At 38.4% G+C, this 13,421-nt stretch carries 9 protein-coding genes; all 9 read right to left on the reverse strand.

Annotation, left to right across the window (positions count from 1 at the left end; genetic code table 11):
* Positions 1-319: 319 nt before the first annotated feature.
* On the reverse strand, positions 320-517 hold the full coding sequence (locus MKX50_RS22735) for a cold shock domain-containing protein (RefSeq protein ID WP_155612535.1): 198 nt from the start codon (positions 515-517) through the stop codon (positions 320-322).
* A gap of 177 nt (positions 518-694) precedes the next feature.
* Complete coding sequence (locus MKX50_RS22740) at positions 695-2,053, reverse strand: UDP-glucose/GDP-mannose dehydrogenase family protein (protein ID WP_339157835.1); 1,359 nt, start codon at positions 2,051-2,053, stop codon at positions 695-697.
* A 51-nt stretch (positions 2,054-2,104) separates the two neighbouring features.
* Positions 2,105-2,770 carry a class I SAM-dependent methyltransferase gene (locus tag MKX50_RS22745; protein WP_339157836.1) on the reverse strand — a complete coding sequence of 222 codons (666 nt, stop codon included), beginning with the start codon at positions 2,768-2,770 and terminating at the stop codon, positions 2,105-2,107.
* A gap of 628 nt (positions 2,771-3,398) precedes the next feature.
* The gene (locus MKX50_RS22750) at positions 3,399-5,282 is read right to left on the reverse strand and encodes a glycosyltransferase (RefSeq protein WP_213593668.1); all 1,884 of its coding nucleotides are present in this window, start codon (positions 5,280-5,282) and stop codon (positions 3,399-3,401) included.
* Between the two features lie 34 nt (positions 5,283-5,316).
* A complete protein-coding gene (locus MKX50_RS22755; RefSeq protein WP_213593666.1) occupies positions 5,317-7,206 on the reverse strand; it encodes a glycosyltransferase in 1,890 nt (629 codons plus the stop codon).
* An 8-nt stretch (positions 7,207-7,214) separates the two neighbouring features.
* The gene (locus MKX50_RS22760) at positions 7,215-8,303 is read right to left on the reverse strand and encodes a glycosyltransferase family 2 protein (protein ID WP_213593664.1); all 1,089 of its coding nucleotides are present in this window, start codon (positions 8,301-8,303) and stop codon (positions 7,215-7,217) included.
* 110 nt (positions 8,304-8,413) lie between these two features.
* Positions 8,414-12,652, reverse strand: a complete 4,239-nt coding sequence (locus MKX50_RS22765) for an IPT/TIG domain-containing protein (protein ID WP_339157837.1) — start codon at positions 12,650-12,652, stop codon at positions 8,414-8,416.
* 17 nt (positions 12,653-12,669) lie between these two features.
* Positions 12,670-13,011, reverse strand: coding sequence for a hypothetical protein (locus MKX50_RS22770; protein WP_213593660.1), 342 nt, complete (start codon positions 13,009-13,011; stop codon positions 12,670-12,672).
* Positions 13,004-13,396 (reverse strand): flagellar export chaperone FliS, encoded by a 393-nt coding sequence (gene fliS, locus MKX50_RS22775; protein ID WP_213593658.1) that lies wholly within the window; start codon positions 13,394-13,396, stop codon positions 13,004-13,006. The genes MKX50_RS22770 and fliS overlap by 8 nt, the downstream gene beginning before the upstream one ends.
* Between the last annotated feature and the right edge of the window lie 25 nt (positions 13,397-13,421).

A 13,421-nucleotide genomic window follows, 5' to 3' on the forward strand; every position in this document is an offset into this window, starting at 1 on the left:
GCACTCCTCCTTTGCTTTGCACCTTTATTATAGCATGGTGTTAAGGCAATGTAAAAAGTGTAAACGCAGGATTAAGACCTAAAAAAAGACCAAGCCCATGGCGCAAGCCGCCAGTGCTAGTCTTGCAGTTCTGTGACAATTTGGTGCAGCGCCCGCTGAGTATGCCTGGCCGTTTTTCTTGAGCCTGCTGGTCAGTATGCCGCTATATGTAAACGCTTGCCAGGAAAAATGAAAGACCCGGGCTGCCCCGGGTCTATGCTAGCGAATCTTCAATTGTTAACCATCGTACCGTTATATGTAGGTCGGCTCTGCCGGATGATTATAATTTGATTACGTTAGCCGCTTGCGGTCCGCGAGCGCCTTCAACGATCTCGAACTCTACAGATTGTCCTTCTTCCAGCGTTTTGAAGCCTTCGGATTGAATAGCCGAGAAGTGTACGAACACGTCTGCGCCTTCTTCAGTCTCAATAAAGCCATAACCCTTCTCTGCGTTAAACCATTTCACTTTACCTTGCATCCACTAACATTCCCTTCATTATCAAATAAGAGTGTGAACCAAGCTCACATTTCTGACTATACCACTCCAGCTTAAATTGTGTCAATTGGAAAAGAAAAGGTTTTACTGTTAATTTATTGTAAAATCTTGTCGCAAAAAGCGGAATGACCCATTTAGCCAGCAGAGGCAGAAATGCGCTTATTTTTTATTACCCTGGAAGGGGAGGGGTGAAACAGGGTAAGAATGATTTAGATAAATGCTTGATCTACCAACTGAATGATATTCGATTTTAAGCTTTTGAATCTTCGTCATGTCTAAACAATTTCTTCCGTCAAAAATGACAGGTTTCCCCATCTTAGACACATACAGTTCCAAATCAAAATTTACGATCTCAGGCCACTCTGTTAATATAAACACACAGTCTGCGTCTTGGATTGCATCTTCAATATTTGATAAAAACTCTACTTCCTCTGGCAGCAGCTTTCTCGCATTATCTATTGCTATAGGGTCATAAGCACTTACCACAGCGCCGGACTTTATTAAGTCTGTCACAACAGTGAGTGAAGCTGCCTCTCTCATGTCATCAGTATTGGGTTTAAAGGCCAGTCCTAACACAGCAATCTTCAACCCCTCTAAGGATCCAAATCTCCTCTTTGCCTTTTCGGTCAAAATATTTTGCTGTTTCTTATTCACTTCAATCACAGATCTTAATAGCTCAAAATCATGATTTGCATTTCCCGCAATTTGCATAAGTGCATTAGTGTCCTTGGGAAAACACGACCCTCCATATCCGATACCTGCATTCAAAAAGTGCGCGCCAATCCGCTTGTCCATTCCCATTCCCTGAGCTACTTCTGTAATGTCTGCGTCAAGCTTCTCACATAAGTTGGATATTTCGTTAATAAAGCTTATTTTCGTAGCAAGAAAGGCATTCGAAGCATATTTAATCATCTCTGCACTTCGTATAGATGTCTTATATATTGGGATCTGAAATGGCTTGTTGATCTCTTCAATCATTTCTGCCGCCTTCACACTATCAGAACCGATAATTATTCGATCACCATAAAATGTATCATTGATGGCAGATCCTTCTCTTAAAAACTCAGGATTCGACACCATTTCAAATGATACGCTATCATTCGACTTATTATATTCAATTATGGCTTTGAGCCGGTCGCCTGTTCCAATCGGTACTGTACTTTTCGTTACTATAACCACATCATTACTAATTTGATCGGCAATAGCAATCGCTGCATCCTCAAGCGCACTCAGATCAGCTGTACCATCTTCATTTGAAGGGGTACCAACCGCAATGTATATTACTTCTGCTCTAATCAACCCTTCATTATATTGATTGGTAAAATGCAATCTGCCCTCAGCCATATTTTTAACAATTAATTCTTCAAGGCCCGGTTCATAAATAGGTGATTTACCGCTTCTCAACAAATTAATTTTCAAGGCATCGATATCAATACAAGTGACAATATGTCCTATTTCCGCCAAGCAAACCCCCGTCACAAGGCCAACATATCCTGTTCCAATCACGGATATTCTCATGAGGCATCACTCCAAATTTTAGATCATATCCTAAGAATAATTACTTAATTTTTATAGCCGTAACCTCCATCGAGCCTTTGTAGTGCTTTGACATCTTGTAATCAATTGAAATTGGTGTTTTTCCAAAATCATTTTTAATGAATGAAATGAGAAGTAATGCAAATGCCCTGCCTCTTTCCACATCGCATCATCAAACTTAACAAATTGGGCGTGGGCGCTCTGATAATTAGGTGTCGATATCCAGAGTATGCCTCTATCATTTAATAGATCATACGCTTTTCTAATTGTAGCCGCTGGATCCTCAATATGTTCAATAACATCTCCCATAGTGATAACATCGTATCTTTTATCCGTTTCGTATTTCAAAAAATCACAAGCTGTTACTGGAATGCCCAAAAAATTCGCGATATGATCAGCTTGCTTTTTTACGATTTCTAAACCTTCAACTTCAAAATGTAGCTCTTTTGCCACTGCTAGAAGTTCCCCTCCACCAATACCTACATCGAGTAGCTTCTTACCAGTTACATTTCTTTTCAATTCTCGTAAATTTTCTCCGATTGTTGGTAGAAAATCCAATTTTGAAGGCATCAAATTAAAATTTATACCATCAAATTTCATATCACTTAATGAAGAGGGATTGTTATACGAAAATATATGTTCACAAGGTTCGCAATACATCCAAACTTTAACCGGACTGTACATACTGTTATAACTCATACCCGAAAATGATTCCGCACAAAAATAAGGCCGTGCTTCCTTTTGGCAAAAAGGGCAGTCACTTTCTAAAATTTCGTCTACTTCTTCATAAAAGTAATTATGTGAAGGATAACTTATTAATAGAATTATTTGTCTTAAAGGAAATTTTATACATATTAAAGGCGTATAGTGGGTCAGAGCTACTATTCACTTGTGCTAATCGATAATAAGCAATTGATTGATAATCTATATTATTTACACTAACCAAACTGTTATAGCATTTAGAGGCGACAGCATGGTCGCCTTTCCTAAATGACTCTTCCCCTAAATCAAATAGCAGATACATTCTCCATTGGTAGAACGAATCATTAACAACAGTAAAATTCTCATTGGTAGACAAGAAGTTTCCCATTATTTCAATCAATTGATTAGTGTATTTGGTAATGACCTCACTATTTTGTACATAGTTCATTTGTTTTAGAGCTTGTAAGCCATTGATGAGGTCATGAATCAAAAAGGACAATTCGTGCATCTAATCATGATTTTTATGAGCCAAATAATCTACAGCTTCAGCCAAAGTGTCAACCATGTTGTTAATTTGCTCAATTTCATTAGAATTCATTATTTGCTCCTTTTAAACCCAAACGCTCTAATCCTTTGAAGTAACCATATTGACCAGCTCAAAAACACTAGACACTAGCTCGTGATCATCCCAGTTATTCTGTACTGCAGTTTGGGCTAAATTATGAATGTTTTGAATGGCCGCTCCACTAAAACAAGGGTTACCGAAACTCTGAGAGTTTTTTCTAACTATTAATAAATCCTGCTTTGCTTCTTGCAGCAATCCCCTTGCAGCCAAAATAACCGCTCTATCAATAAATGCCTCTAACATAAGCGTGACATTGTCAGACTCGAAAGTTTCCCTATACATCTCATTGATAGGAATCGATTGGTACAGCTTTCTAAAAATTATTTGTTCATATTCTGCTGTTTTAGAAACTAATTGATCATAAGAAACGGGATCTGCAGCTGAGCCCCTACTACCTGCATGCACTCTATATCTTACCGTTGGTACAGGGATATATTCTATACTATTCAGGTTGGCTAGTCTAAGCCAAAAATCATAATCTTGAGCCCTTACTAGTTCCTCATCCCAACCTCCTAATTGTTCGAGGCAGCTTTTCCTAAAGACAACGGTAGGCCCATGAATAAAGCAGCCTCTCATTAACATTTGAAAATCTAATTTATTACTATCTATAGGAGACAAATCATGTACTCTTATTACCTGACCATTAACATCATTGAAATCAATCGAGCGGGTATGAATTAATCCCAATTCGGGATTTTGTAAAAATCTCTTTAATTGAAGCTCTAGTTTTAAAGGTAATGCAATGTCATCATCATCAAACACCCAGATGAAATCACCATTAGCCTGTTTAATAGCTACATTTAGTGCGGATGATTTCCCCCCGTTTTCCTTATAAATATAATTAATTTTATCTAAATAAGGTGAAAGTTCTTCCTTTGGAGATTCAACAGAACCATCATCAATAACAATAATTTCAACATTTTTATGGGTTTGATCTAAAATAGACTGTATCGTTTCAGAAATATATTCTTTCCGATTATATGTGGGAACAATAACCGAAACAAGTTGGTTACTTTTGGGAAAACTGTAAGGCTGAGGCAAGAAAAGTGAATTTATATCGTTTGAAGCAACTTCGTATTCTTCATAAGGCTTGATTAGAAAACCCATAATCCATTCATTCGGGACCTTACTATTCCAATGCAGCGAGCATCCGATTGAAAATTCAACTAAATTATTGAGAATTCTTTTGGTAAATATATTATAATGATCCGGATCTGGGATAGAATATCCATTTGGTACACTTATAATGATGGTACCTCCAGGTTTACAAACCCGAAAGGCTTCCTTAATGATTTTTTTAGGATCATCAACATGCTCAAGGACTTCTGCAACAACAACAGTATCAAACGTATGATCTGGAAATTGGAGTTGATAACCGTTTCCTACTTGAAAACGGCAATTATCGAATCCTAGTTTTGCAGCCTTGTGCCTCGCCAAATCAATAGCAATAGGATCAATATCAATGCCGTATAAGTTAGATCCATGGCTAGCAATAAATACTGAAAGGTCCCCATTCGCACAACCGATCTCCAATACGTCCCCATAACACAATGGGGCAGTTTCGGCCATCCTCTTTAACTCTTGCTGGTTACGGAGCCTACGGTAATTCCCCCATCTTTCTTTCAGCTTTGGATCGTTTATATACTTCATAACCTCTAAAGTTATACCTGATAGTTCTTTGGCATCCATCAAATCTGTACTATTTTGAAGATACCACTCTGCTGGTTGATGATTCCCTACAATCATGGATAATAGTCCCAAACAGAAGGAAATCTCTTTATTCTCTGGGTTTATGGCTAACTCTGAAAAACAAAAACCATATCCGATTTCCGGGCTACCTTGTTGAATTGACTCAATCACTTGTTGTAATAATTTAGTTGGCATGAACGCAAGTCTCCTGTCTTGGGATTTATTTATGTTATCCTGCTGTACTAAGTTGCGAATTAACCCATTTTGATACAATATCCCAATTCATCATCTCACCTAGAATTGACTTTAGGGTGTTAGCATCCTGTGTCTGGATAGCTAAATTACAGATATGAAAAGCAATTTCAGCATCAGGCTTATTCTTATATGCTTCTTTATAATGATATAAGCTGTCTTCTAGCATATTAAGTCGCCGCAATGCCTGAGCAGCCAAAAGATTAATATTATAGCTTTCTTCTTGGTTTGTTCCTTGTAAGAGTACATCAAGAAGAACTTCATAAAATCCCTGCTCATACATTGCTTTTGCAAGAATAAAACGCATTTGAGAGGTAGTAAATTGATTCATGAAATAGTCAATTAAATCGTACTTCTGAAGTCTCAAAATATCCGTGATTAGAACACTAACAATATCCTGAAAATCCTTTGTGAAATTTTCACATTTAATATCCTTCATTTCTATTAGCTTTAGTATGACCCTCTTCTCAGCAGTACGGAGAGATGCATTTTGGAGAATGCGTTCAGCTAACTCCTTGTTTTGCATAAGTATGCTTACTAATAAAATATCTCTTTGATCCTTTTCTTCGTACTTCTGTTTGCTGCTCCAGTAATTCCAGGAATCCTCATAGTTTCCCTTTAAAAGGTTAATAAAAGACAAAGCCTCTTCATCACATTTAATGTTGTATTTATTCATAAATTGAATTATTACAGGATGCCTTAATTGATATAATGCTTCAATCAATTGCTGAATAACCTTTTCTTCCTGCGGCCATAAGGCGGAGATCTGTTTGAACAAATCTTCATTATCATGATATAAGTTAAAATCTAATAGACTTTTCAGTAATCCCATAACATGAGGGGCCTGGCTTATCGCAACACGTAGATTAGCATCAGCCTGACCAAATTCAAAGTTTGAGTAAGCAATTTCTGCCAGTCGAGTAGAAGCTAAGTAACTACCGGTGCCCTCATAGGTATTAAAATGGATGCTTACATCACTATCGCCAACTTCAATACAATTCTCAAAGCACTCCCTGGCATCAGGTAAATAACCCAATTCCTGATATATGAGTCCCTCATAATATTTGAATTCTACATAATTTGAATATAATTTAAATGCATCATTGGCTATTGACAAAGCATCTTTATATTGTTTCAGCATTATTAAGCTTTGAATTAGACCAAGAAGCAGTTTTATAGTAAATGTATAGTTGTCACCGTAAGAATAAGACTTTTTATAAGCCTCAAGAGCTTTTGTATATTCGCCAGAGATAAAATACTGCTGCCCTAGATTATAATAATTAAAAGCCGATGGATTTTCGTCAACTTCCTTCAATAATATTTGTAAGTTCCGTTCAAGTTTACCCTGCTGGTTAACAACTTTTGTTAAGTAGCCATCATGATGAATGATCATCTCACTTAATATTTGACTGCTTCTATGCCAATTGGATTGAATGTCAATTTGTTCATGAATTGCACCATGGTACATTAGTTCAGGTATCCTTACAAATAAACGAGGAAATTTATGAATTTCCGCTAATCCGCCACCTAAATCATTACGAATTGGTATATAGTAAATTTCATTAGTAAGATGTTGCTTAAGTTGATTGAGGGGATCTTCAATCCATTCGTCAGCATCCAACTGTAGAATATAATCAGAGGTAGCTTGCTCAATTGCATAATTTCTAGCATTAGCAAAGTTATTATCCCATTGGTAGTGAAATATTTTCGCGTCATACTTATTCAATAATTCAAGGGTCTTGTCGGTAGAACCTGTATCCACAATAATAATTTCATCCACAACTGAAGCAACACTATCTAAACAACGTTGTATACAACGTTCCTCATTCTTAACAATCATACATAAAGATATAGTAGATTTTTTCATATTGCCTCCTATGATAGCTGCGCTAAACGAGAATCTGCTAATTTAAAACCTAACCCGCCACTTGTCTTATAATGAAACTTAGCTTTTTCTAAATTTCCTGATAATTCATAATACAAGCCCAAATTATAATGGGCCAGATACGTCCCAGCCCCTTTTTCACCTTCATATTTATGTGGATCAGCATCTCCCAACTCAACACATCGTTCGAAAGCTGTTGGAATCAATTGAAAAGATTCTATGGTTCTAATCTCAATTAATGCACTGCCATATATATAATATAAATCGGTATAATCATGAAAAATCTGAATAGCAAAGTCTAAAAGAGATAATAATTGAGTCCATTCTTTCGTTCGTAGAAAGGTCTCTGCTAAAGTCCGAATTATACTAGGGTAAAATGGCATATTGCTATTAGAATATTTGTATGCCTCTGTAAGATAAGTTAAAGCTTCATCATACTGTTTATTAACAAAATAAGTTTTGCCAATTTGAAATAGAGTATACGGTTCATTTGCATGGTCATTTAATTGCGCAAAAAGTAATTTTAAATTCCTCGCAATTTTATCTTTTGATAAAATTGTTTTTTTTGTATATCCGTAATGCGTTAATCTAATTTTAGTAACAACTGTTTCTGGGGGGGCCTCATTATATAATAATTGCTCATGAATGCGTCCTGAATACTGGAATCCAATCTTATTGGGGAACAGCCGTATGATTTGTGCTACTGAAATTCGATTATCATCATTAATATTATTTATCTCCACTCTTCCAACTAGGTTTGAAGCATTCTGGAGCAATGAAACAGCATGCTCGAGATCTGTTAAGCTAGGATTCACTAATCTCTCATCTGCGTCTAGCATTAATACATAAGGTTGAGCTGCATACTTAATTAATTCATTTCTGGATTTTCCAAAATCGTCTGCCCATATGCCGTTCCTAACAACAGCACCTTCACTAGCAGCTATTTCTCTAGTTAGATCAGTTGATCCCGTATCCAGAAGGATGACTTCTTTAACAAACTTATTAACCGAGCGTATACAATCGGCAATAACATCTTCTTCATTTTTCGCTAATATACAAACAGATATTGGTGCCTTCACAGTTGAGATCCCTCTTTTCTAATCTTTCTAGACATTTCCTGCAGCAAATAAAATCAGGTGCTCCTCTATAAAATTATAGAGAAGCACCTTTAAATTAATCAAAATAGTATTTATTGATAAGTAAATCCATCTACTAGTATTTCTGAGGCTTGGCCATCTGGATTAATAATTCGGACTGGAACCGGACCTGTTACAGCCGAAGCAGGTGTCCTAAATCTCAGTTGAGAGGAGCTTAAATACGTTGCATCAACTACTACGCCATTTATCTCTATTTTAGCTCCGCTTTGAATATTAGACCCAGTAACAGTAACAATAGTTCCACCATTGATACCGCCCACATTTGGAGTTAACTTAGTCACTATTGGAGCAGGCTTAGGTGCTGGCGCTGTATATACATATCCGCCACTCAAAATTGCTGATTGTTGACCATCTGGGTTAATAACTTGGACATCTACTGCTGCTGCAGACGGCCAAGAAGGTACTTTAATCCTAAGTTGTGTCGCACTTATATAAGTCGCGGCAATCTCTTCACCATTAAAATATACGCTTGCACCACTTATGAAATTGCTTCCACTGACGGTGACCTGTCCTCCACCAGAAATCAATCCAGTATTCGGAGATAAGCTTGTAACTGTCGGCGGAGGATTCTGAAGGAATGTAAAACCATCTACTAACTGGCCAGACTGCCCGTCTGGATTAATTACACTCAGTGTAACAGTCTCTGGATTAGGCCAGATAGGCGTAGCAACACGCAATTGCGTTTTACTTAAGTACGTTGTTGCTAGCTCTGTATTTCCAAATGCAACCCTTGAACCATTTACAAAATTTTCGCCAATTACTGTTATTAAACTACTCTTAGATGCAAGTGCTGTGTTCGGCGAGGCACCTGTTACAATTGGTGCCGGTGGCGGTGGCGGGGTTACAAATTTAAATCCATCTACCAATGTTCCCGACTTACCGTCAGGATTCTCAACTGTTACATTCACGTTTTCCGCAATGGACCATGCAGGTGTTCTTAATCTGAGTTGAGACTGACTCAGGTAAGTAGCAGGAATCTCTGTATCATTAAAGAATACCTTTGCCCCACTTTGGAAATGTTGCCCTGTAATAGTTACAAGTGTCCCAGTTCCCGGTATTTCTAATGAGTTTGGAGAAACTGAAGTAACAACCGGATCTGGTTTTGGAGGAGGTGCTATAAAAGTAAAGGCATTATCCAAAGAAGCTGACTGCCCATCCTCCGATATTACAGTTACTTTTACTGTAGCCGCTGAATCCCAGGCTGGTGTTTTAATACGAAGTTCTGAAGAAGATAATAACGACGATGAGATAATCGTGTCGTCAAACTTTACAACAGAATTCGCAAAAAAGTTACTGCCTTTTATTGTAACAGTCGTGCCACCTGCTTGTGGTCCGCTATTAGGAATTACTTCTGTTATAACAGGTGCTGGTGGCGGTGGCGGTACCTCAAAGGTATAAGCATTTGCTAATAAGGCAGTTTGTCCATCAGCGTTCTGAACCTTAACATCTACTACATCACTTTTTCCCCATGCTGGAGTAGTGATACGGAGTTCAGTTGCAGAAATAAATGTACTACTAACTTCTTCATCAGCTAAGAACACTTTAGAATCATTTTTAAAATTAGTACCCGTCAGTCTAACCGTCGTTCCTCCTTCTATCGGCCCAGAGTTGGGCGATATTGCAGTTAGCGTCGGTCCAGGCAGCGGATCGAATTTATAGCCATTTACTAGCTCGGCTGACTGATCATCCGGATTAGTAACTCTAACAGTGACTGATTCTGCTTTTGGCCAAGCTGGTACCCTAAGCCGCAGTTCAGAGCTACTAACAAACGTATATGTTAACTCTTGATCATTAAAATACAATTTCAGACCCTTTTCAAAATTCAGACCTTTAATTGTTGCGTTATTGCCCCCAGTAACCGAACCTGATGATGGAGTGATGCTAGTGATTGACGGCGCAGGCGGTTTAGGAAGTGGTAAATATTCAAATGCATCTGGCAGGCTCAGTCTAAACCCTGTGGATGTTTGGATACTAACATCAACCGTTTCAGGAGAAGGCCATACAGGTGATTTAACTACAATCCTGGATGCGGCAACTGACTCTGTTGCCACCTCATGATCATCAAAGTACACTTTGACATCACTTGGGAAATTTGTACCATTTAAAGTTACAGTTGTTCCACCGGTTATTAACCCTGTTGTTGGCGTTATAGAAGCAAAAGTTGGATCAGGAGGGGCCAGATACTGGAATACATCCCTCATCTCTAACTCTTTAGCGTCTGGATTAATAATCTTCAAGGAAACCAGCTCTGGATTAGGCCACGCAGGAGTTTTGAAACGAATCTCACTGGAATTTACAAACGTGTAATCAGTGATTTCTTGCCCTCCCCACAGCACTTTTGCACCTGTTTTAAAGTAATCCCCCTTTATGATAACCACAGTTCCGCCAGCCATAGGACCTGTAGAAGGGGTCACTGATGTAATAGCAGGAACAGGGTCTTCATAGGTGTAACCCTTAGTAAGGGTAGCACTTTGGCCATTTGGATTTACTACCTTCACATCAACTGTGTCAGCTTTAGACCATACTGGAGTAATTAATGAAATCTCTTGACTGGAAACAAATGTTGAGTTGACTAAAGTCGAATTAAAATAAACTTTAGCTCCATCAACAAATCTTTCACCTGTTAATTTCACCTGCTCTCCACCAGTTCTAGCTCCTACTGAAGGGTCGACTGCTAAAATCTCAGGGCCTTTAATGTATGTAAATGAATCTGTTGCCGTCACTGTAGTGCCATCAGGATTGTTAACAGTTACATCAACCGTTTTAGCCGTAGTACCGGCTGGGGTAGTGATTTCAAGCTCTGTTTTTCCAACCTTCGTAACGGTGGCTGCTTTACCGTCTATTAATACTTGCGCCCCAGTCATGAAGTAATCTCCGTTAATAACAACCTTCGTTCCTCCCTCAAGAGGTCCTTCATTTGGTGTTATTGTTGTAATTTCAGGGGTTGCATAGTAGCGATAGTCCGCAGTTGCAAATTGACCATCGTCATTGGTTACTTTAATTTGAACAGTTCCTTGCGTACCAGCAGGAGCAGTTACAATTAATTGATTTGCGCTTACATAATTTACGGATGTTAATTTAATATTGCCAAAGTTCACTACTGGATTCGGCCTGAAGTGGTCACCATAAATGATAACCTCTTCCCCACCTTGAATTGGGCCATTATCTTTGTCGACAGATGTGATGATAGGCGCATAATGTTTTACTTTGACTGTGGGCTGTGTTACAGTATACTGACGTTGCGCCCCCAAATAGTTCTTATATCCAACATTTATTTTTTGGTCTCCAGCAGGTAAGTCCCCTACCGCCGCACCTTGTTTATGCCGAATCTTGTATTTAAAAGTAAGCAACTCATTTTTCAACTCAAGAAAATTCCAAGAAATGGAGTTTCCAGAAATGGTCGGTTGTGGTATATTATCCTTGTAAGAATCTGGCACTATTTCAAACTCTGGAGAAATATAGTCCGTAACTCTTACATCATATGCACTTGCAATACCTATTTCCTGAACAATCGCCGCATAAATTTCAGCGAGCCCCACGGATCCAAGCACAAAGTGATGGTGGTGTGCGGTAGTAGCCATATCCATCATCAATTTATTTGGTCCGCTAGTTACTGGGTTTTCAGTAGGTAGCAACAATGCAATCGTATAGAATACGATGCCTGCCTCCTTCGCTTCCCTTGCTTTCTCCATCGCAAATCCATATGGGTTTGAGTCTGGAACTGTTGCATCTCCATCCGTCATGAGAATAATAACTGGCTGGGCATCTTCTCTATGATCCCGCAACATTTCCATTGCTTTGTCAATAGCAGCCCCTGTTGCTGTGCTCCCACTGGCTTGAATTGTGTTGATGTAATTTTTGGCTGCTGTCTTATCCGTGGTAAGAGCGAATGCGCTTGCCGATGTGCTATAATCTACAATTCCGACGCGATGCTTCGTCAGGTCCATTAAATCAATAAATCCTTTAGCCGCATCCTTGGCGTTTCTCATCTTGTCTTCGCCGTTATTTGGCCCATAGGTTGGAGCCATACTGCCTGACTTATCAATAATTAGAATAACATCGTTAGGCTTAACGACGTTCTGATCTGGTGTTCCTTGAACATTAATAGTTACTTCCGTTTCTCCTCCCACAAATATTTCAGTAGGATTCAATGACTTTGTAACTTGCACATTTTCGCTCCCGGAAGCCGCATAAACTGCCTGCAGGCCTGGAAGTTGTGCGAAAATCAACATAAAAGCCAGAAAAATCAATAACCCAGACTTCCTTTTCATAGAAACCTCCCAATTTACTAATTTTTTAAATCTACAAAAAAAGCGCCGACATTATAGTTACTTGATTTGCCATAATGATCATTAGCGCGCTTTTTTCTTTCAAAAAGGTCAATTTCCTCGTTTAAACTACTCTTTTCCTCTAAAATGACATGGATGATTTGCTCATGTAAAATCCGAACCTCTGATAAAAGAATTAGATCAGCTTCACTTAATTGCATTTCACTAATTTTTTCAAATAGTGTCGTTATATCTGCTTCATATATCTGATACTGATCAAAGTTCGGATTATCCATTACTTTGCGATAAAGATTAAGAAGCTGTCCGACAGGGGTTACTGCATGTTTTTCTTCTTCATGCATGTACTTGTGTACCACCTGTCTTTAAAGATAACAAAGCCTGCTTCCATGTTGCTGCCAGGTCTCGTGCAAATTCTATTGTATCATTTAACATAGCCTCGTCTTTTTTAATAATAAACTCAGCAATGTACTGACTGTAGAATTCATATAACCTTCGCAAGTCTTTGGCAATATCATAATCCATGTTTAAAGTCACGATCAGCTCGCTTAGTATTAAGCGAACTTTATGCAAGGGTGCATTCATGTCTTCAAACTGATTTTGAGAATATAACTTTTTGGCTAGAAGCAATGATTTGACCATCTCTTGGTATAAGAGTAAGGTTAATTCTCCAGGGCTCGCGGTCTCCACTTGAACTTTCAAATATTGCTGTTGTTGTGCGTAATGCATAGTTTCCTCTCTCCATCAGTCATTT

This window comes from Paenibacillus sp. FSL W8-0186 (assembly GCF_037969765.1).
GTDB lineage: Bacteria > Bacillota > Bacilli > Paenibacillales > Paenibacillaceae > Fontibacillus > Fontibacillus woosongensis.